The 20,150-nt window shown below is 67.3% G+C and carries 14 protein-coding genes; 7 read left to right on the top strand and 7 right to left on the bottom strand.

Going from position 1 to position 20,150, the window contains the following annotated elements; genetic code table 11:
• Positions 1–15 precede the first annotated feature (15 nt).
• Together BLR21_RS31875 and BLR21_RS44095 are read right to left on the bottom strand one after the other, a co-directional pair.
• On the bottom strand, positions 16–672 hold the full coding sequence (locus BLR21_RS31875) for an amidohydrolase family protein (RefSeq protein ID WP_256335071.1): 657 nt from the start codon (positions 670–672) through the stop codon (positions 16–18).
• Between the two features lie 3 nt (positions 673–675).
• Positions 676–921 carry an amidohydrolase family protein gene (locus tag BLR21_RS44095; RefSeq protein WP_256335070.1) on the bottom strand — a complete coding sequence of 82 codons (246 nt, stop codon included), beginning with the start codon at positions 919–921 and terminating at the stop codon, positions 676–678.
• 167 nt (positions 922–1,088) lie between these two features.
• On the opposite strand from BLR21_RS44095, the gene BLR21_RS31870 reads away from it, so the two are divergent.
• The 3 genes from BLR21_RS31870 to BLR21_RS31860 all read left to right on the top strand — a co-directional run bounded on the left by BLR21_RS31870 (position 1,089) and on the right by BLR21_RS31860 (position 3,742).
• Positions 1,089–1,574, top strand: a complete 486-nt coding sequence (locus tag BLR21_RS31870; RefSeq protein ID WP_090011867.1) for a DUF4396 domain-containing protein — start codon at positions 1,089–1,091, stop codon at positions 1,572–1,574.
• Between the two features lie 129 nt (positions 1,575–1,703).
• On the top strand, positions 1,704–3,137 hold the full coding sequence (locus BLR21_RS31865) for an MFS transporter (protein WP_090011865.1): 1,434 nt from the start codon (positions 1,704–1,706) through the stop codon (positions 3,135–3,137).
• Between the two features lie 68 nt (positions 3,138–3,205).
• A complete protein-coding gene (locus tag BLR21_RS31860) occupies positions 3,206–3,742 on the top strand; it encodes a carboxymuconolactone decarboxylase family protein (protein WP_090011863.1) in 537 nt (178 codons plus the stop codon).
• A 70-nt stretch (positions 3,743–3,812) separates the two neighbouring features.
• On the opposite strand, the gene BLR21_RS31855 is transcribed toward BLR21_RS31860, so the two are convergent.
• Positions 3,813–8,621: a DUF4082 domain-containing protein gene (locus tag BLR21_RS31855; protein ID WP_256335069.1), complete on the bottom strand. Its 4,809-nt coding sequence runs from the start codon at positions 8,619–8,621 to the stop codon at positions 3,813–3,815.
• Between the two features lie 302 nt (positions 8,622–8,923).
• Here BLR21_RS31855 and BLR21_RS31850 point away from each other — a divergent pair, with 302 nt between their 5' ends.
• The 3 genes from BLR21_RS31850 (at position 8,924) to BLR21_RS31840 (ending at position 12,408) form a co-directional block, all read left to right on the top strand.
• Positions 8,924–9,133 carry a hotdog family protein gene (locus BLR21_RS31850; RefSeq protein WP_090011859.1) on the top strand — a complete coding sequence of 70 codons (210 nt, stop codon included), beginning with the start codon at positions 8,924–8,926 and terminating at the stop codon, positions 9,131–9,133.
• A gap of 59 nt (positions 9,134–9,192) precedes the next feature.
• Positions 9,193–10,020 (top strand): helix-turn-helix transcriptional regulator, encoded by an 828-nt coding sequence (locus BLR21_RS31845; RefSeq protein ID WP_176929893.1) that lies wholly within the window; start codon positions 9,193–9,195, stop codon positions 10,018–10,020.
• Positions 10,021–10,143: 123 nt separating this feature from the next.
• The gene (locus BLR21_RS31840) at positions 10,144–12,408 is read left to right on the top strand and encodes an MMPL family transporter (RefSeq protein ID WP_090011855.1); all 2,265 of its coding nucleotides are present in this window, start codon (positions 10,144–10,146) and stop codon (positions 12,406–12,408) included.
• Between the two features lie 140 nt (positions 12,409–12,548).
• Here BLR21_RS31840 and BLR21_RS31835 read toward each other — a convergent pair whose 3' ends face one another.
• The 4 genes from BLR21_RS31835 to BLR21_RS31820 all read right to left on the bottom strand — a co-directional run bounded on the left by BLR21_RS31835 (position 12,549) and on the right by BLR21_RS31820 (position 18,678).
• The gene (locus BLR21_RS31835; protein ID WP_090012019.1) at positions 12,549–13,184 is read right to left on the bottom strand and encodes a class I SAM-dependent methyltransferase; all 636 of its coding nucleotides are present in this window, start codon (positions 13,182–13,184) and stop codon (positions 12,549–12,551) included.
• Positions 13,185–13,436: 252 nt separating this feature from the next.
• On the bottom strand, positions 13,437–15,365 hold the full coding sequence (locus BLR21_RS31830; RefSeq protein WP_256335068.1) for a bifunctional copper resistance protein CopD/cytochrome c oxidase assembly protein: 1,929 nt from the start codon (positions 15,363–15,365) through the stop codon (positions 13,437–13,439).
• The gene (locus tag BLR21_RS31825) at positions 15,362–16,372 is read right to left on the bottom strand and encodes a cytochrome c oxidase assembly protein (protein ID WP_090011853.1); all 1,011 of its coding nucleotides are present in this window, start codon (positions 16,370–16,372) and stop codon (positions 15,362–15,364) included. Before BLR21_RS31825 ends, BLR21_RS31830 begins: the two co-directional genes overlap by 4 nt.
• A complete protein-coding gene (locus BLR21_RS31820; protein ID WP_090011851.1) occupies positions 16,369–18,678 on the bottom strand; it encodes a heavy metal translocating P-type ATPase in 2,310 nt (769 codons plus the stop codon). Before BLR21_RS31820 ends, BLR21_RS31825 begins: the two co-directional genes overlap by 4 nt.
• A 309-nt stretch (positions 18,679–18,987) precedes the next feature.
• Between BLR21_RS31820 and BLR21_RS31815 the strand changes: the two genes are divergently transcribed.
• Positions 18,988–20,136, top strand: coding sequence for a lysyl oxidase family protein (locus BLR21_RS31815; RefSeq protein ID WP_090011849.1), 1,149 nt, complete (start codon positions 18,988–18,990; stop codon positions 20,134–20,136).
• Positions 20,137–20,150: the final 14 nt, after the last annotated feature.

Below are 20,150 nucleotides of genomic sequence, written 5' to 3'. Positions count from 1 at the left end.
ACAGCGCTTGGTCGTTCACGGGCGGAGTAGCCGCTCCACGTTGCCGTGCGCGATCTTCTCCCGGTCCTCCTGGTTGATCGGCGCGTTGTCGAGCAGCACTCGGGCGGGTTCGTTCGGCGTGTAGGGGTAGTCGACGGAGAAGATGATCCGGTCGGCCCCCAGCACGGCAAGCGCGCACTGCAGCGGCGGGAACGTCGTGTAGCCGCTGGTGGTGATCCAGATGTTGGTGCGGAAGTAGTCCGCCACGGGTTGCCGCAGCTCGGCGCTGATCGGCGTGAGCACGGTGTCGATCCGGGCCAACGCGAACGGGATCATCTCGCCCATGTGGCCGATGACCACCTGCAACGCGGGAAACTCGTCGAAGATCCCGGCGACGATGAGCCGCAGCAAGTGCAACGCGGTCTCGGAGTGCCACCCCCACGCCGCGGTGGCCAGGTGATCTGCCGTGATCTGCGGTAGACCGCCGAAGTACACGCCGGCGACCGCTGCCGGGGGAGCAGCCGGGTGCAGGTACATCGGCACGCCGAGCTGCTCGGCTTGGCGCAGCACCGGTCGGAAGCGGAGATCGTCTAGGAACCGGCCGTCGACAAGGCCGTTGACGAGCGCTCCCTTGAACCCGAGTTCGTCGACCGCACGCCGCAGTTCAACCGCCGCCGCTTCGGGTTCGCGCATCGGTCACGCGGCGAACCCGGCGAATCGGTGCGGGTGAGTAGCGACGATGCTGGCCAAAGCGTCGTTGGCCTCTGTTGCGCGTTGGATCGTTCCCGTCCCAACGAGCCGTTCCGCGCCGGGCACGGTGTGGGAGAGCACCTGGACGTCGATCCCTGCCGCGTCCATGTCGCGCAGCCTTCCTTTCCAGTCGTCCTCCAGTCGTTCCTGTACGTGGGTGAACTGGGTGACGGCGTAGCGAGGCCAGGGCATCGGCGCTCTGCAGGGCCGGGTGGGAGAAGTGTTCCTCGATGGCGATGACGCGCATGGTCGACGTCCCTCAAAGTGGCCTTGACACCCCTGGGGGGTATGGGCGTATCTTCGCCACAGCATACCCCAGCAGGGTATGCAAGCCGAGAGCTAAGGCAAGGGAACGGGTCATGGATCACGCTGGTGCGCAAACGAATCTGACGAAGCTCGCCATCTCTGCGACGCTGCACTGCCTCACCGGCTGTGCGATCGGCGAGGTGCTCGGCATGGTCATCGGCACCGCGCTGGGCTGGTCGAACCTGTCGACCATCGCGCTCGCCGTCGCCCTTGCCTTCGTGTTCGGCTACGCGCTCACCATCCGGCCCGTGCTGAAGTCCGGGTTGCCTCTCCGTACCGCCATCGGCGTCGCGTTCGCCGCCGACACCGTATCGATCGCCGTGATGGAGATCGTCGACAACGGGGTCATGCTGGCTGTGCCGGGCGCGATGGAAGCAGGCCTCGGCAGCTGGTTGTTCTGGGTGAGCCTCGCGTTCGCGCTGGCAGTGGCGTTCGTGATCACGGTTCCGGTCAACCGCTGGCTGATCTCGCGCGGCAAGGGGCACGCGGTGGTGCACCAGTACCACGGTGGCGGCCACGAAGGTCATCACCAGCACTGAGTGAACGTGGCCGCGAGGGAATCGCGGCCACGATCCGTCAAGATCTTCCGTTTCGCAGGGGTAGCCGCTTTGCGCGACCAAGGCAGGAGTCTGTCCGGTCAATACCCCCTACCGGTATGGAGTATTGAAATGTCCAGTGTGGATAAGTCCGCCCGGCGCAGGTGGTGGGCACTCGCCCTCATCGCCGCGGCACAGTTCATGGTCATCATGGACACCTCGATCATCGGGGTGGCCCTGCCGAGGATCCAGGCGGATCTCGGCTTCTCCCAAGAGAACCTGTCCTGGGTCTTCAACGCCTACGTCGTCGCGTTCGGTGGGTTGCTGCTGCTCGGCGGCAAGCTGTCCGACCTGTTCGGTGCCCGCCGCATGTTCGCCACCGGCTGGCTGGTGCTTCTGGTGGGCTCCGTCGTTGCCGGCGCCGCGGGCGAGATCTGGGTCGAGCTGCTCGGTCGCGCGGTGCAGGGCGCCGGAGCCGCGCTCATCGCCCCCTCCGCTCTGACCTTGCTGATGATGCTGTTCGGCAGCGAACCCGCCCAGCTCGGCAAGGCGCTCGCCATCTACGGCGCCGCCGCTCCGGCCGGTGGTACCGCCGGCGTCTTCCTCGGCGGCGTCATCACCGAGTACCTGAGCTGGCCGTGGGTCTTCTACATCAACGTGCCGATCGCGGTGATCGCCCTGATCGCCATCCCGGCCCTGATGCCCGCCGGTGCCGCTCAGCGCGGCTCCACCGATCTGCTCGGCGCGATCACGGTGACCGCGGGACTCGCGGTAGCGGTCTACGCCATCGTGCGCGCTCCCGAAGCGGGTTTGGCCTCTGCCGAGACGATCGTCGGCTTGATCGTCGCCGTCGTGCTGCTGGGCTCGTTCCTGCTGATCCAGGCCAAGCGGAAGGCTCCGCTGGTGCGGCTGGGCATCTTCCGCACTCCCCAGCTCGGGGCGGCGAACATCGCCCAGCTGCTGCTCGGTGGCGCGTGGATCCCGATGTGGTTCTTCCTCAACCTCTACCTGCAGCAGGTGCTGGGCCTCGGTGCCTTCACGAGCGGCTCGGCGCTGCTGCCGATGACCACCGCGATCATGGTGCTGATGGTGGTCGTCGCACCTCGCCTCACCGCCCGGTTCGGCGTCAAGCCGATGGTGGTCACCGGGCTCGTCGTGCTCGCGGCTGGTCTGGGCTGGCTCGCGCTGGTGCGCCCGGACGGCAACTACTGGGTGGACGTGCTGCCCGCCTCGCTGGTGGCGGCCACCGGCATGGCGCTGGCGTTCATCCCGTCGCTGGGCACGGCCATCTCGAGCGCTCGCCCGGAAGAGGGCGGCCTCGCGTCGGGCATCGTCAACACCAGCTACCAGATCGGGTCCGCACTCGGCTTGGCCGCGATGACCGCGCTGGCCGCCTCGTACGGCGCCGGTCAGCTCAGTGACGCCAACGCGCTGACCACCGGAGTGTCCGCCGCCTTCATCGGAGCCGCCGGCATCGCGATCGTGGGCGCGCTCATCGCGGCCGGGACGTTGCGCGGCAGCCGTGCGGCTGCCCCGGACGCCGAGCGCGAGTCGGCCAACGTCTGAGCCACCCACCTCGGTTGCCGCCCGCCTCACCACGGCGGGCGGCAACCCTCCCACTTCAGGAGCTCCACATGCGACGCATCCCCGCACTCGACCCAGCGGACGCCCCGGAGAAGTCTCGCGAACTGCTCACCGACATCATCACGCGACATGATTCGGTCGGCGACATGGTGAGCAGCATGGCCCATTCACCCGCACTGCTACAGGGCTACCTGGACTTCTCGCGAGCTCTCAAACGTGTCAAGCTGCCACGCGCCCTCAGCGAGAAGATCTCCCTTGCCGCGCAGGAGTGGATAGGCTGCGGTACCTGCTTGGCCGCGCACACCGAGGCTGCCCGTGCGAACGGGGTAAGCGACAGCGACATCGTCCTCGCACGCCAGGGAACCGCCGTCGATCCGCGGGAGGCGGCACTGATCGCCTTCGCGGTGCGCGTTCTCGCAGAGCCATCCGGAATCTCAGACGACGACGTTGCTGGGCTTCGGATACACGGCTGGAGCAACCGCGTCATCGCGGAGGTGGTCGGCGTGGTGACCCTCAACCTGCTCACTGGTGCCTTCAACCTCGTCGCAGGTATCGAGCCTGCAGACACCGTTGCAAGCGAGACGTGAAGCTTTGCCCTGTGAACGAAACGGCGGGCCGCATGGATGTCCGCGCGGCCCGCCGTTCTGCACTTCCCGATCAGCTCTGTTCGAACACCACGTCCACCCAGTAGTTGCCGCCGTTGTACGTGGTCGACGGGAATCCCGATCCCGCCTGGAACACGCCGTTGGCGGTCCCCGCGCTGAGCGGCGAGCTGGTCACGGCCGATGCCGAGAAGTACCCGGTGTCGAGCGCGTACCTGCCTGTTGTCGTGGTGTACGACGCGACGTAGGTGACGCCGGCGGTGACGTCCATCGGGGTGGTGAACGTCAGCGTCTGCCAGCCGGTCTCCGTCTCGTTGGAGAACGTGCCGGTTGCCAGCCGAGTCCCGTCGGCGGTCCAGAGGGATCCGGTGTGGGTGCCGGTGTTGGCCGCGCCCTTGTAGAACTTCACGCCGGTGATCCGGCCGTTGGCCGAGGACGTGAACCTGACACCCAGCTCGTAGGCGCCGCTGTCATTGGTCGCCGTGACTGTCGGAACTGTTGCAGTGCTGAACAAGGAGCACGGACATGCCTGCGTCGACGTGGTGGTGAACGACCACGTGGTCGCCGCGGGCATCAGGTTCCCGTACGCGTCTGCGATCCGCAGACTTGCCGTATAGCGCGCCCCCGCCGCCAACCTCGCGGATGGAGCCCACGTGATGGTGCGCTGGTCGCCGGACAGCGACAGCGTGCCGGAGAGTTTCGCCCCACCGGGATCGGTCAGGGAGAACTGCGCGCTACCCAGCTCAACAGGTTCGTTGAACGACACCGATACGGTGCTCGTCAACCCGACTGCGGTCGCACCGTCCAACGGGGTGCGGCTCTGTACCACCGGGGCGTCGTTGTCCGCGTTCGGCTGGTAGACGACGTCGACCCAGTAGTTGCCGGAGCCGTACGTCATCGTCGGGAAGCCAGAGCCCGGCACGAACACACCGTTCTGCTCCTGCGGTGCCGTCAGGGGTGCCGAGTTGACCGGACCGGTGGCGAAGTATCCACCGTTCACCGCGTAGCGGCCCGTGGTGGTCGTGTACGACGCGGTGTAGGTCTGGCCCGCGCTTACGATCACCGGCTGCGCGAATGTCAGCGTCTGCCAGCCGGTCGCGGTCTCACCGCTGAACGTACCGGTTGCGAGACGCGTGCCGGAGGCGTTCCACAGGGAGCCGGTGTGGGTGCCGGTGTTGCCCGTGCCCTTGTAGAACTTCACGCCGGTGATCTGGCCGGACTGCGTCGGCGAGAACCGGACACCGAGCTCGTAGGCGCCGCCGTCGTCCGTGGATGTCACGGTGGGCACGGTCGCTGTGCTGAACAGTGAACACGGACAGGTTGGCGTCGTCGTGGTGGTGAAGCCCCACTCCGCCGGCGCGGCCAGCGCGATGCCGTTCGCGTCGGCGATGCCCACGTGCGCCTGGTAGCGAGTGCCCGGTGCGAGCTTGCCCGCCGGTGTCCAGGTCACCGTCTTCTGGTCAGCCGAGAGCGACACCGAGCCGGTCAGCTTGCCGCCCCTGGGATCGGTCAGCCAGAGCTGCGCCGAGGCCGGGTCGACCGGTTCGCTGAACGTTGCCGTCAGTGGCGCAGTGAGCGAGACGTTCGTCGCGTCGACGCCCGGCGTGCGGTTGGTCAGCGTCGGCGGTGTGGTGTCGCCGTTGAGGCCGTTGCGGTAGATGACGTCGACCCAGTAGTTCGTCGCGTTGTATGACGAGCTCGGGAAGCCTCCGCCGCTGCCGTAGCGGTAGACGCCGTTGCCACCGTCGGTGCCGTTCTGCAAGGCGTGCAGGGACTTGTAGTCCGCACCCTGGCCGTTGAAGTAGCCGGAGCTGACCGAGTATCGGCCGTTCGGCGCGTAGTACGACACGACGTAGGTGGTGTTCGCCTGCACCGCGACTGGCGAGGAGAACATCAGCTTCTGCCAGCCGGATGTGGTTTCCACTGTGAACGTGCCTTGTGCCAGGAGCTGGCCCGTGGAGGTCCACAACGAGCCGGTGTGGGTGCCGGTGTTGCCGGTGCTCTTGTAGAACCGGACGCCGAGGACCTCGCCCTTGCCGTCGAAGCGAACCTTGGTCCCCACCTCGACCTGGTTGGTGTCACCGGAGTCCATTGTGGCCGGCGCGGCGAAGTCGTCCCAGACGGTGCACGGGCACGCCGCCGGACGTGGTGATCCTGTGGTGAACGTCCAGTTCGTCTGCGCTGACATGTTGTTCGACACGTCGGCGGCTTTGAGCGCCGCCGTGTAGGTGGTCGCGGCTGTCAGCGGCACCGACGGTGTGAACGTGACTGTTCGCGTGTCCGCGGACAACGACATCGTGCCGGACACCGCGCCGCTCGGGCCGGTCACCGTGAACTGCGCGCCGGTGAGCGTCACCGCTTCGTCGAACATGCCCGACACCGTCGTGGTGAGTGCGACCGAACCGGCGTCGGCGACGGGCGAGCTGGCCGTCTGGACCGGTGCGCGGGTGTCCGGGCCGGGGTCCGGCGCCCAGACCACGTCGACCCAGTAGTTGGTGTCACCGAAGGTGTTGCTGGGGAAGCCCGAGCCGAACTTGAAGACGCCGTTGGTTCCGTCCACGCCGGACTCCAGGCCGGTCAGTGGCTCCAGGTATTTTTTCTTGCGGAAGAAGTACTCGGTGTCGTACGAGAAGCGGCCTGTCGGGGCGAAGTAGGAGGCGATGTAGGTGGTGTTCGCCTGCACTGCGATCGGTGACGGGAACAGCAGCGTCTGCCAGCCTGTCGCGGTCTCGTTGACGAACGTGCCGGTGGCCAGCGGCTCACCGCTGGTCGACCAGAGCGTGCCGGTGTGCGTGCCGGTGTTGCCTTCGCCCTTGTAGAACCGCACACCCCGCACGTAACCTGAGGTGCTGCTGCGGAACTTCATGCCGAGTTCGAGCGCGGAGCTGTCGTTCGCCGAAACAACCTTCGGCAGGTCAGTACCGCTGAAGACACCGCACGGACACGTCCTGGACGACACACCAGGCGTTGCGGAAACCGGCGCGGAGAGGTTCGCCGAGTCGTCGACCGCGCGGACCCTCAACTGCGCCGGGCCCGACTGCGCGGGCGTGTAGGTGTAGCTCCACGTCGTCTGCCCGGCTTGCCACGTCGCCGGATGCCAGCGGTTGCCGCCGTCGGTGGACACTTCGACACCGGCCACCTGGCCCGCTGCGTCGATCACCGTGCCGGAGAACGTGTACGGCTGCCCGACCGTGGACTGTGCGGGCACCGTGCTGATCGTCACGCCGGGCGGCGCGGTGTCGCTGCTCGTCGTCGCCGCGGTCAGGCCGGCTTGCAGCGTAGATGGGAACACGCCCATGTCCGCCAGGAAGTTGATCGTGGCCTGCTTCATCCGGACGTCGGCGGTCGGTGTGTTGGTGCGGAAGGCGTGCTCGTCGTCCACGCCCCATGCCCACTGCACGGTGCCTGCGGCGAACACCAGCGAACCACTGGGGTGTCGGTAGTAGGTGATCGCGTGTGTCTTGACCTCGGAGCCGTACTCGTCGCCGTGGTTTTTCAACACGTAGTAACCCTGCAGGTCGACCACGGTACGCGACAGCTGCGCCACACCCGGAGGCTGGAACCCGTTGTCCTCCACGGTGTTCCATTCGTAACCCAGCGTGCCTGGCTCGAAGGTGTATGTGGTGCCCGCGGTCATGTTCTGCAGACTGGTGTGCCGCCAGAGCCGCATCTTGCCGTAGGCGGCGGGTACCTGCAGCGAGTCGTCGCGGCGGCCGTTGACGGTGAAGAGGTTGCCCAGCAATGCGTTCTCGGGTCGGCCGCCGTCCTGGGGCGGACTGAAGCGCGGGTCGCGCCAAGTGCCGGTCCAGTCGTTCAGGCCGTCGTTCTGGGTGCCCTTGGTCTCCTTGAAAGCTGCGACAGTCCGCCAGTCGGTCTGGGAGGAGTCGATGCTCTTCTCCCACCGGTGCTTCCAGAAGATCTCATTGCCTGTCAGGAACGCGAGGTTCACGCCGGCGTCGCGAGCGGACTCGACGTTGGCGCGCTGCTCGTTCGACCAGTACTCCGGGTGCCCGACCGGCATGAACACCTTGTGGTTCTTGATGAGCTGGCCGCGGCGAGCCGTGTCGACCTCAGTCGTGTAGCTCACGTCGTACCCGTTCGCCTCCAGGAAGCGCAGCATCGGGTACTCGGCGTTGAAGATGAAGTTCTCGTCGCCGTCACCGCCGGTGTACGGACGGTTGTAGCTCACCTTGTACGACGACCCACCCTGGCCAGGACCGTCGCCGAAGTAGAGGCTGTTGCCGCCGTAGCGGTTGTACGCGACCCAGGTGGCGTCCGACGTCTGGAAGAAGATCTTCGAGCGTGAGGTGTCGTCACGAACAACGAACACGATCTCGTTCTGCGCGCCGGTGTCATTGCGCCGGGTCCGCGCATAATAGATGCCTGAGACCGCGTCGGAGGGCACGGTCCAGCTCACCGAGACCGCCCAGTTACCGCAGTCGATGAGCGCTGTTGGCGCGTCCCGCAGACAGGCCGGCTGGTTCTGCGCGGTGTTGCGGCTGACCTGGCCCATGTGTCGCGCACCCACGCCCGCGTACCAACCCAGGCGGTAGATGTCGACCGTGTACGACGACGCCGTGGTCAGCATCTTGAAGTCGACGCGACCGCCGGGCGTGACGCTGATGTCGGTGGTGTAGCCGAGGATCGAGTCGTCCCGCGAGGAGACCTGCCAGTCCGGCGTGCCGGGTTTGGTGTTCTCGCACAGAACCTTGTTGGACACCGGCGCATCGCACGGAGCCGCTAACGCCATCGGTGCGGACGCGACCACGAACGGCATGGCCACGCCCGCACCGACCACAAGGGACAGCATCATGCGGGAAAGACGTCTCAGCAGCGGAAGGGGTCTGGCCTTCGGCGCCGTCATGCTGTCCACCTCTCGGTAACCGATCACTCTGTGCGACATCGCGGCTACTAGACCCCGTAGTAGTTGCTCGTCGCATCGAAGGTCGGTTCCACGCAGGGTTGCGTTACAGACGCCGGGAAAGCTGCAGGAAACAAACTCGCCGGCAGTGCTCGAGGCCACGCCTCGCAGCCGCTTCTTCACCGCGACTGCTGTGATCACCAGCAGCCGACGGGACCGGTCCATCTGATCCAATGCAACCGGCACAGGCTGCAGAGAGCTGTCCAGGGGCTTCGCGGGGGCCTGCCGACCGGCTCAACAAGGGCATGGACCGGCTGCGGTTCTCGGCGCCGGTCACGGCGGGCACCCGAATCCGCACGACTGCCGAACTGGTGTCGGTCACGCCGCGAATCCGCGGTTTCACCGAGATCGTCTTCGGCATCAGCGTCGAGGTCGAGAACACGGGCAAGGTGGCGTTGACGGCGCAGGTGCGCGCGTTCGCACACGTCGCTGAATCGGACGAATCGACCGTCTGATGTGCGCCCCTGTCACAATGGTGCCCACGTGCGGCGACCGGCGTGGACAGGGGAGGCTGATGGCGGGCAGCACCTGGAGCGGTGGGATCGGCGTGATCCGGCCGGGGTGGCAGCTCTACCTCGGTGCGGTCGGCCAGGCGGCCGAACACGCGCACCACGCGATCCAGATCGTTCTCGCCGACGGCCAGGTCGAGCTCCAGGACGGAGAGGGCCGGCGGCAGCGCTGCCAGTCCGCCGTGATCCCGGCTAACGAGCCGCACGCCATCGTCGAGGGCAACCCACGCACGGTGATGCTCTATCTCGAACCGGAGAGCACCACCGGCCGGGAACTCGTCGCACGCGGCGTCTCGTCGTCCGTCGCTGCGTGGGTCGATTCTGCGAGCACGTTGACGCCCGCGTTGCTGAGCCGCGACGACCAGGAGCCCGAAGCACTGGTGTGCCGCATCTTCGTCACGCTGGGTGTCGACTGCCGAGTCGTGACCGGTGTCGTGGGCCACCCAGTGCTCGTGGACGCCATCCGTTATCTGCCGACGATCATCAGCGGCCCGGTCTCGTTGTCCGAGGTGAGTGACGCGGTGGGCATCTCGGACAGCCGCTTGCGGCACTTGTTCGCGTCCGAGATCGGCCTGTCGTTCCGCCGTTACGTGCTGTGGTTGCGGCTACAACGAGCCGTCGAGTCGGTACTCGGTGGCGCCACGCTGACCGAGGCCGCGCACACCGCGGGATTCACCGATTCCGCACACCTCACCAACGTCACCCGCCGCACCTTCGGCCTTGCACCGTCGCTGCTCGCCAAAGCGGTGTCCCCACACCCTCCGAGCGAGGACTGCGAGAAGGTGACGTTGGGATGCATGGACGTCCCCGAACGGCACGGCCGCGCGAGGTAGCGCGCGTACCCCCGGTGGGTATAGCCGTTTCTTACAAGTCTCGGGACGGGCCGCGCCCGCAGACTCTTGTCATCGGGTGACGATCACCCGCCCGCAGGAGTTTCACCGAGGAGTGAGCAACACATGACAGCGGACCAGAAGGAGCGGGAGGCGCCGCCCGGCATCGGCAAGGGGGCTAAGCGCTCACTGCTGGAACGCATCGGACACGGCGTCTTCCGGCGCCGGATCCTGGTGCTGGTCGCCGTGGTCGTCGCGATCGGACTCGCGCTGCCGTTCGGATCGGATGTCACGGAACGCCTGTCCGAAGGCGGGATCACCGCGACCAACGCGGAGGCGACCCGCGCCGACAACATCCTGAACAAGGACTTCAAGGCAGGAGCACCACATCTGGTGTTCCTGGTGAAGACGCCGGGGTCCGTCGAGGACCCCGCCGCGGTCAAGTTCGGCACGGAGCTCACGGACCGGCTCGCCAAGGAATCCGGTGTGGTGCAGGCGGAGTCGTTCTGGAGCCTGAACGGCGCGCCGCCACTTCGCGGTGAGGACAGCAAGTCCGCGATGGTGCTCGTCCGGCTCGCCGGCGACGAGAACGAGGTCAGCAAGGCGACCACGCGCATCGTGCCGAACATCGTCGGCAAGCGCGACGGGTTCACCGTCGAGGCAACGGGTGTCGCGCAGGTCAGGGCTGAGGTCAACACGCAGAGCGACGAGGACCTGGTGCGGGCCGAGCTCATCGCCGCGCCGCTCACGTTGCTGATCCTGCTGCTGGTGTTCCGCGGTGTCATCGCCGCGCTGACGCCGCTCGCGGTGGGTGGCCTGGCGGTGGTCGGTGCGCTCGTCATGTTGAAGGTGTTCAACATGATGGTGCCGGTGTCGGTGTTCGCCGTGAACATCACCATCGCGCTCGGGCTCGGCCTCGCCATCGACTACAGCCTCTTCATCCTCACGAGATTCCGAGAGGAGCTGGCGAGCGGATCCGATGTGAAGGAAGCGATCGGCACAACGGTGCGTACCGCCGGCCGCACAGTCGTCTTCTCCGCGTTGACCGTCGCGGTGTCGATGTCGTCGCTGTTGTTGTTCCCCATGAACTTCCTGCGCTCGTTCGCCTACGCGGGCATCTCCGTGGTGGCGCTGGCTGCGCTGGGTGCGGTGGTCGTACTGCCCGCCCTGCTGTCGGTGCTGGGACGCAAGGTCGACGCGCTGAGCCTGCAGGGCCTGTTCCGGTCCCGCAAGAAGGCCGCGCAGACCGACGGCAGCGGTGGCTTCTGGCACCGCTGGTCGCTGATCGTGATGAAGCGGCCGCTGCCGTTCTTCCTGATCGTGACGGCCCTGCTGCTCGTCGTGGGATCGCCGTTCCTGGGCGCGAAGTTCGGCGAGTCGGACGACCGCGTGCTGCCGCCCGACGCACCGGCACACGTTGCCGCGCAATACATCCGCGACAACTACGCGAGCAAGGAGGACTCTCCGCTCACCGTGGTGCTGCCAGGCGTGCCCGCGCAGGCCGACTCCACGAAGATCGGCGACTACGCCACCAAGCTCTCCCAGGTCAGCGGCGTCACCAGGGTCGACGCCGCTACCGGTTCGTACATCAAGGGGGAGCAGGTCGCACCGCCGGACCCGAGTTCGGCGAGGTTCGACGCGCAGGTGGGCACCTGGGTGTCGATCATCTCCGAGCCCGAGCCGTACTCGCCGCAGGGTGGCGACCTGGTGGCGAAGGTGCGAGACCTGCCGTCGCCGTCCACGGACCGGTTGGTCGGCGGTCAGGCCGCGCAGCTGGTGGACGCGCGGGTCAACGTCGGCGGTGCGTTGCCGTGGGTGTTGCTGTTCATCGCGGTGACCACGTTCATCCTGCTGTTCCTGTTCACCGGCAGCCTGCTGATCCCGTTGCAGGCCATCTTCATGAACCTGCTCAGCCTCACCGCCACGTTCGGAGCGATGGTCTTCATTTTCCAGGAGGGCCACCTGCGCTGGTTGGTGGGCGACTTCATCGTCACGGACAACGTCAACATCCGGATGCCGATCCTGATGTTCTGCGTGGCGTTCGGTGTGTCGATGGACTACCAGGTGTTCATGTTGTCCCGCATCAAGGAGCACCACGAGCTCACTGGTGACAACGTGGCCTCGGTCGCGGGGGGCCTCGAGCGGGTCGGCAGGCTCGTGACGGCGGCCGCGGTGATCGTCGCGGTGGTGCTGTTCGCCTTCGCGACCTCAGGGCTGACTCCGGTCAAGCTGCTCGGTGTCGGGCTCGCGATCGCGGTGATCGTGGACGCAACACTGATCAGAGGTGCGCTCATGCCCGCGCTGATGCGCATGTGCGGCGACGGCAACTGGTGGTTGCCGGGATGGCTCCGCGCCTTCCACAACAAGTTCGGCTTGTCGGAAGCGCGGTAGCGGAACCGGGGCCGGCTCTCTCCTTCCCCCAAGGACCCCTAGGAGAGCCGGCCGCTGTCGAAGATTCCCTGACCGCGACTTGGAAGACCCGCCTCGCCCAGCTGTTGAGCCACGATCGGCGAAGCTGTTCGGCCAGTCGGTCAGTGGTCGATCGGCTTGCGAGCGACGAGTCGTTCCACGACGCCTAGCTTGAACCGTTGCCGCAGTTCCACTTCTAGGCCGCGGTCCTGAACGAGGTGCAGCGGTCGACGCAGAAAATGCTCTCCTGCCATCGGAATCGTGATGCGCTCCACCAGCCACTGCACACCACGCGCAAGGCGTGCCGAGCTGGCGACGTGGTCGACGAGGATCAGCCGCCCACCGGGGCGCAGCACCCGCACCATCTCATCGACCGCTGTCTCGTGATCGGGTATGGCGCACAAGCCCAAGGTGCACAAAACGGTGTCGAACGAGGCGTCGACGAACGGCAATGCGTGAGCAGTCCCTTGCCGCAGTGCCACTTCGCGGCCTACGTCCTGTGCTCGCGATCGGGCCAGATCGAGCATCTGCTTGCTGATGTCCAGGCCGGTGATGACAACGTCGTCGGCGTAGAAGGGTAAGTTCAGCCCGGTACCCACGGCGACCTCGAGGATCTCGCCGGTCGCGCGCGAACATGCCCACCTGCGAGAGTCACCGAAAACCCTGCGATCCAGGACGCCGATCTCTTTGTCGTAGTTCGCGGACTTGCGGTCCCAATACCGCTGCCAACGGGTTGTCCGATCATCGGTCTGCGCCATGGTTCGCCCCAAGTTCGTCCACCGCTCGCCGTCCTCTCCAGACAAGCACGACCGCTGCCTCCGGCGCATCGGGGACAACCCCGGCTTCCGGTCAGATTCGGTGTGATCTACCTGTGCTTGACCCACGGCCAGAGCACCAATCGCGCCGAGCACGAGGAACGGGCCCGTCGCACCGGAGGAACCGGAGCCTGGGTGCGGGTGACCTGCGGAGCGGTCTGCTGCAGTAGCGCGGTGTCGTCCACGACCAGCAGTTCAACGACGCCTGAGCTTCGTCAGCATGGCGCGGTAGGCTGCGGTCTCCTCGTCGTCGAGGTCGGCAGGCAGCGTTCGGAAGGTGCCGAGTTGGTCGTGGTGTTGCCACTGCACCAGGAGCACGACCTGGGCTGCCACGAGGGCGAGTTCGCCGACGACCAACGAGATCACCCCGGCCAGTCGCTGGTCGGCCAGCAGATCGACCTGCCACCCCAGGGCGAGCGTGCGGTAGTAGTTCGAGGCGATCACCGTGTTCGTGCTCATCAGGATCACGGCGAACACGCCGTGGAACGGCATGACCGCGAACACCAGGCCCAGCCGGCCGAGGTGCGGCAGCCGCCCAGGTGACGGGTCCGCGCCCACGACGACCCAGTAGAACAGGTAGCCGCTCACGAGAACGACCAGGCTGAGCGCCATCCGCGACCAGTGCTCGGACATCACCGGCTCAAAGACCCCGCCGAAGTACAGCAGGTAGTAGCTGACGACGAACACGACAGTCGCGACGATCGGATGGCACAGTGTCCGGGCCAGCCGCGAGTCGAGAACCCAGACGAGCAGCTCACGAGGACCTTCCGCCTCGGTGAGTGTCCGCAGGGCCAGAGTGACGGGCGCGCCGAGTACGAGCAGCAACGGCGCGATCATGTTGAGCGCCATGTGCATCACCATGTGCACGCTGAAGCTGGCCGGTGCGTACGCACCCACGCCGGACGATGTCGCCATGACCCCTACGGCGCACCCTGCCAGCCACGTTGCTGTGCGGTGCGCTGGCCAGCGTTCGCCACGTGCGCGCAACCGCTGCAGGGCAAGCACGTACCCGGCGGCGGCGATGAGGAAGCCGACGCCCAGCAGAAGGTCCAGCCGCCAGCTGAGGAGCAGGTTCAGCGCGTCCGGCGGGCCGGGCAGCCGATAGCCGAGCGCGACCTGGAGCGGGTTGAGATCGGCTCCCAGCAGCGCCGGCGGCACTTGCTGGGCCATGCCCGCCGACACCCCGACCGTGACCAGCATGAGCACGGTCTCGGCCACGACGAGGGCGACAAATCCTCGTTTGCGGCGGGCCAGCGTGGCGAGAGCCCCGAGCAACGCGAACACGGCCACCTTGGCGAGCGTTGTCCGGCCGTACTCGGTGGTGAGCAGTTGCGAAGGGGTGACCAGCGTGAGAGCGGCGACCACACCCGAGGATGCCACTGCGAGCCAGCACCAGAACGCGAAGCGCCGGTAGCGCCTGATCGCGATGCCCGGCCTGCCGGTGCCCCGACGCACGTGCAGCACCAGGCAGACCAGTACGCCGAGCCACAGTGCCGCAGTGACCACGTGGATGATCAGGCTGTTCATGGCCACGTCGTGCGCCAGACCCGCGGAGCCGTGACCCACCACGACCGGTGGCAGCAGGCCCATCACAGCGACCACAGCGAGACCGGCAGCCGGCCGCCACCTCAGTACGCGGTGGCAGCACAGAGCGACTACGAGCGCCACCACTGCCGAGACGAGCCAGGCGATCGGTTCGCTCAGCACGGAGACCACCACCGCGAGGCCCTCGGGGCTCAGCACCGCCGTCACCGGCACACCGGTCGACTCGGCGCCGTCGAACGGCACCAGGAGTGCGGCTGCGACGAACCACACCCATGCGGCCCAGCCACCCAACCGGACCGCGCTCCAGCCATCGGCGGTCAGGGCACCGGAATCCTTGGGAGGAACGAAGAATGCCGCATAGCACAGCGCACCGGCACAGAGCGCGGCCGCCAGGTCGGCCACGAACCGCAGCACATACGTGCCGATCTTCGTGACGGTTCCTGGATTGGGGAGGCCCATGGCCGCGTACGCGTCAGCGTTGCCGGACACGAGCGCAACGACGAGCACCAGTCCGACAGCTGTTCCTCCGGCCAGCCACGCCACAGGTCGCCCGCCGCGGCGGGAGGTCGAGATCGTCACCGGGACCGCTTCCGTGGGCTCGTTCGTTCGGAATCGCGCTGAGGCCCAAGCAGTTCAGCCGACTTGTTGCCTTCTTCGAGGAGCCACCACGGGGTGACCGTGGCCGACTCGCCGTGCGCGCGGTCGAGCTGCCGGTCCATCCGGCGCGCTTCCCGTTCGTCGGAGCGGTACCACTGGCGCAGGAACGCGCCGACGAGCACGGCCGCCGCCACGTCGCCGAATCCCCAGAGGACACCGCCGCCGATCTGCTGGTCCGCCAGGGGAGTGGGACCCCACGACCGGCGGCCGGCACCGACGTAGAAGTCGCTGACCAGCGTCGCCATCATCATGATCGGGATGCCGAGCAGGATGTGCACCGGCCCGAGGCCGACGACCATGACGAACCGGAAGACGAACGGCGGCCGGTGCGGCACCGGGTCCACGCCCAGCAGCGACCAGTAGAATAGGAACCCCGCCAGCACGAAGTGCACGTGGGAGAGGTCGTGCGCCCACACGTTGGTGAGCGACCAGTCGTAGAGCGGCGTGTAGTAGAAGACGAACTGGCTGACTGAGAACAGCAGGAACGTGATGGCGGGGTGCGCGAGGAAGCGTGCCGGGGCGCTGTGCACCACCGCGAGAAGCAGCGCGCGGCCGCGTTTGGGCAGGGTGCGCATCGCCAGCCGCATCGGCGCTCCGAGGACCAGAGGTACCGGCGCGATCATCTGCAGAAGCATGTGCTGGATCGCGGGCACGCTGAAGAGGACACGGTCGTAGACGCCGAGCGCCGAGGACGTCGCGACGAAGATGATGGCGAGCCCGACGAACCAGTAGACGACGCGGCTGCGTTCCCAGGTGTCACCCCGGCGGCGCAGCACTCTCACGCCCCACAGGTACAGGGCTCCCGCGGCGATGATCGGCAGCACCATCGCCGGATCCAGCGTCCAGCTGGTGAACATCCTCGCGACCGTCAGCGGTGGCAGGTTCACGTCGGGCATGGTCGCCAGTGCGGCACCGGACACCGTGGTCACGTCCTGTCGTTCTGCTGCGCCGGACTGGGCGTGAACCGCCGCAGGCGCATGCTGTTGGACACCACGAACAGTGACGACATCGCCATCGCCGCGCCGGCGACGAGCGGGTTGAGCAGTCCGGCCGCGGCGAGAGGAATCGCCGCGACGTTGTAGCCGAACGCCCAGAACAGGTTCCCGCGGATGGTCCGCAGCGTCGCGCGGGCGAGTTTGATCGCGTCGGGTACCGCCGTGACGTCCTCGCGCACCAGGATGAGATCCGCGGCATCGATCGCGACGTCAGTGCCGGCCCCGATCGCCATGCCCAGGTCGGCGGTGGCGAGGGCGGCAGCGTCGTTCACCCCGTCGCCGACCACAGCCACCGCACGTCCCTCCGCCTTCAGCCGACGCACCTCCTCCGCCTTGTCGCCCGGCAGGACTCCCGCGACGACGCGCTCGACGCCGATCTCCTCAGCGACCGTGCGGGCCGTGGTCTCGTTGTCCCCGGTGAGCAACACCGTGCGCAGACCGAGCTCATGCAGTTCGGCGACCGCTTGCCGCGCGTCGGCCCGCACCGCGTCGCGCAGGCCGAGCAGCCCGGCGAACTCTCCGTCCAGGCTGACCACCACCGTGGTCCGGCCGTGGTGCTCCCACTCGCCGCGCAGTTCGTCGAGCGCCGCGGGCAGTGCGCAACCCTGGTCGGTGAACAACTTCGCGCGTCCGGCCCGCACCTCGTGGCCGTCCACGGTCCCCGAGGCACCCAGGCCGGGTTCGTCGCGGAAACCGGAGACCGGCGGCAGGGAGCCGACCTCCGCGCGGGCTGCGGAGACGATCGCCACCGCGACCGGGTGCGTGGAGACCTGTTCGAGTGCGCCCACCAGTCGCAGCAACTCGGTGCGTTCGACATCGTCGGCGCAGTGCACGTCAACCAACGACATCGTGCCTGTCGTGACCGTGCCGGTCTTGTCGAGCACGACCGTGTCGATGGTTCGCGTCGACTCGAGCGCCGGGTAGCCCTTGATGAACAGACCCAGCCGTGCTGCCCGGCCGGAGGCGACCATCAACGCCATCGGGGTCGCGAGGCCGAGCGCGCACGGGCACGCGATCACCAACACCGCGAGCGCGGCGGCGAACGACCGCTCGACGGAGCCGTCGATCAGGAGCCACCCGGCGAGCGTGAGGATCGCCAACGCCAGCACCGCGGGTACGAAATAGCCGGACGCCCGATCCGCTACGCGCTGCACCGGTGCCTCTCCAGTCTGCGCATCCGCCACCAGCCGCTCCATCGCGGCCAGTTGGGTGTCCCGGCCGACCTTCGTGGCCTTGACCAGCAGCGTGCCGTTGAGGACGACGGTGCCACCGATGACGTCGGCGCCCGCGGCGGCTTCCACCGGCACCGACTCGCCGGTCATGGAGCTCATGTCGACGGCAGCGCGTCCGTCGACCACCACGCCATCGCTGGCGACCCTCTCACCGGACCGGACGATGAACCGCCGGCCGACCTGAAGCTGGTCGACGGGAACGATGTGGTGAGAGCCGTCGTCGAGCACGAGAACGACTTCCTCGGCACGCAACGCGGCCAGTTCACGCAACGCGCCACCAGCCCGCCACCGTGCCTTGGCCTCGAAGTAGCGGCCAGCGAGCACGAACGCTGTCAGGCCTGCCGCCACCTCCAGGTAAATCGCGCCTTCCGGCTGCGGCAACAACCACATCCCGGCGACACTCTCGGGCGGCGCCGCCGCGAAGAACATCGAGTAGCTCGACCACGCCGTCGCCGCGATGATCCCGAGCGACACGAGGGTGTCCATCGAGGTGGCGCCACGCCTGGCGCTACGTGCGGCGACGCGGTGGAACGGCGCTGCTGCCCAGCACACCACCGGTGCCGCGAGCGCCAGAAGCAACCACTGCCAGCCGGGGAAACGCCAACCAGGCAGCACGGTGAAGGTGATCGACAGATCAGCCAGTGGGACGAACAACACCACTGCCACCACGAGCCTGTGCCACAGGTCGCGGGCGTGCTCCGCCTCGTCGCGGCCCTCAGGCTCCGGTTCCGCAGGCCGCACGACCTCGGCTCCGTACCCGACCTGGACGACCGCTTCGACGAGTGCCTCGTCGGTCACGTCGCTGGTCACGGTCACCTGCGCCCGGCCGGTGGCGAAGTTGACGGTCGCGGCCACACCGGAGAACTTGTTCAGCTTGCGCGACGTCCTGGCCGCGCAGGCCGCACAGGTCATGCCGGACACGAACAGCTCGACATCTCGCCGGTTCCTCGCAGCTTCCCCCTGACCGGGATCAGCTGTGCCGGTGGGAACGAGTCCGGATTCGACCATGTGAGAGTCCCGCTTCGCAGAGTCCGCTCTAAAACTATGGCCAATAGTAGAGAGTGTGTGTGGCCTGCGCCCGCGCGGGCACCGAGTCAGGGGCCACGGGCATGGGCACGGGGGCGCACTGCTGTTCGCTGCCGTCGGCTCGGTGTTGTACGAGACGGGCGACCGATTCGCCGCGCCGCCGGAGGTGGCCGGCCTGCCGGTGACGATCGTGTCGAGCTGCAGACACTTCTTGTTCCGGTTCACTCGGCCGGGTACACCTGAAGTTAGGATCAAGGCCAAGAGTGTCTTCTCGCACTAGCCTCGTCCGCCATGGGTTCTGGCAGATTCTGGAGTGCGGCAGGGCTGGCTTTAGTGATCACCGCGGCATTGGTGTCGCAGGCTCAGGCAAACGAGCAGCCTCTGCTGCCGGACCTTCGCCAAGCACCGGTCGGATGCCCTGGTGGCTATGGCGGAGATCCCGCGCTTTGCCGGGACTGGGACGTCTGCATGGTCACCGACGCCCAGGCGCCCAATGGCGACTGCGTGACTTCTGGCGACATCCAAGCGGTTCGACTGCGGTTCACCACCGCCGAGGACAACGTCGGCGACGGTCCCTTGCTGCTCTACGGCCGACGTCCAAACCGAAGCTCCGCCGACATGGAAGTGCGTCAAGCCTTCCAAACCGGACGAGGCGGGCCGATTCCTGGCTCGTACGACGAAGCCGAGCGTGCCACCGCCACGTCGATGTACTACGAGCCTGCCCGAATGCACAGGCACTGGCACCTCATGGGATTCGCGCGGCTGCAGCTGCGGACTCCAGGGGGCGAGACCGTTGTCGCCGACCGCAAGAACGGGTTCTGCCTCGGCGACCGCTACCGCACCGCCGATGCCGACACGTTGCCCGGCGCAGTGCGCGACACCGCCAGCCCGGAAGGCCAGCTCGCGCAACGCCTCGAGAAGAGCCGCTGCGGATACGGCGATCCACGCGCTACCGAGATGTTCGAGGGCATCTCCGTCGGCAGCGGCGACGACTACCGCTTCAACGTCGACTTCCAGTGGCTCGACCTCACCAACGTCCCGTCCGGCACCTACGACGTGGTCAACACGGTCAACTCCGACCGTACCCTCGTCGAGTCCAGTTACGACAACAACTCCTCCTCGATCTCGATCTCCGTCCAATGGCCAGGCGGCGCCGCCACCCGGCCGTTGGTGATCACTGAGGCTCCTGCCGTGACGCTGCTCAGGAGCTGTCCAGGACGGGAGCGTTGCACGGCTGCGACGAAGGCGGGAACGGGTTCTGTCGCCAGGCAGGATGACCGTGGCCTGGGTCAGGCGCCGAACGTGCCCTTGACGAGATCTGCTGTGCGCGGCCGCAGCGGGCCCATCCGGACACCGGGTTCGGCCACCGGGAGGAATGGGTGCAGTTCCGTGACCTCCGCGCTGGGCTGCTGCTGTTGCGCCAACGCGAACGCCCCCTGAACAGTGAATCCGCG

The sequence above is a fragment of the Lentzea albidocapillata subsp. violacea genome (assembly GCF_900100275.1).
GTDB classification, from domain to species: domain Bacteria; phylum Actinomycetota; class Actinomycetes; order Mycobacteriales; family Pseudonocardiaceae; genus Lentzea; species Lentzea violacea.
Note: the sequence above shows the minus strand (reverse complement) of the source record. Positions and strands in the feature narration are given on the sequence as shown.

Coding starts and splice junctions, on each gene's coding strand:
- BLR21_RS31840 (WP_090011855.1), top strand. CDS start 10,144: ATGACAGCGGACCAGAAGGAGCGGGAGGCGCCGCCCGGCATCGGCAAG.
- BLR21_RS31870 (WP_090011867.1), top strand. CDS start 1,089: ATGGATCACGCTGGTGCGCAAACGAATCTGACGAAGCTCGCCATCTCT.
- BLR21_RS31875 (WP_256335071.1), bottom strand. CDS start 672: ATGCGCGAACCCGAAGCGGCGGCGGTTGAACTGCGGCGTGCGGTCGAC.
- BLR21_RS44095 (WP_256335070.1), bottom strand. CDS start 921: ATGCCCTGGCCTCGCTACGCCGTCACCCAGTTCACCCACGTACAGGAA.
- BLR21_RS31820 (WP_090011851.1), bottom strand. CDS start 18,678: ATGGTCGAATCCGGACTCGTTCCCACCGGCACAGCTGATCCCGGTCAG.
- BLR21_RS31815 (WP_090011849.1), top strand. CDS start 18,988: ATGGGTTCTGGCAGATTCTGGAGTGCGGCAGGGCTGGCTTTAGTGATC.
- BLR21_RS31850 (WP_090011859.1), top strand. CDS start 8,924: ATGGACCGGCTGCGGTTCTCGGCGCCGGTCACGGCGGGCACCCGAATC.
- BLR21_RS31865 (WP_090011865.1), top strand. CDS start 1,704: ATGTCCAGTGTGGATAAGTCCGCCCGGCGCAGGTGGTGGGCACTCGCC.
- BLR21_RS31845 (WP_176929893.1), top strand. CDS start 9,193: ATGGCGGGCAGCACCTGGAGCGGTGGGATCGGCGTGATCCGGCCGGGG.
- BLR21_RS31855 (WP_256335069.1), bottom strand. CDS start 8,621: ATGACGGCGCCGAAGGCCAGACCCCTTCCGCTGCTGAGACGTCTTTCC.
- BLR21_RS31835 (WP_090012019.1), bottom strand. CDS start 13,184: ATGGCGCAGACCGATGATCGGACAACCCGTTGGCAGCGGTATTGGGAC.
- BLR21_RS31860 (WP_090011863.1), top strand. CDS start 3,206: ATGCGACGCATCCCCGCACTCGACCCAGCGGACGCCCCGGAGAAGTCT.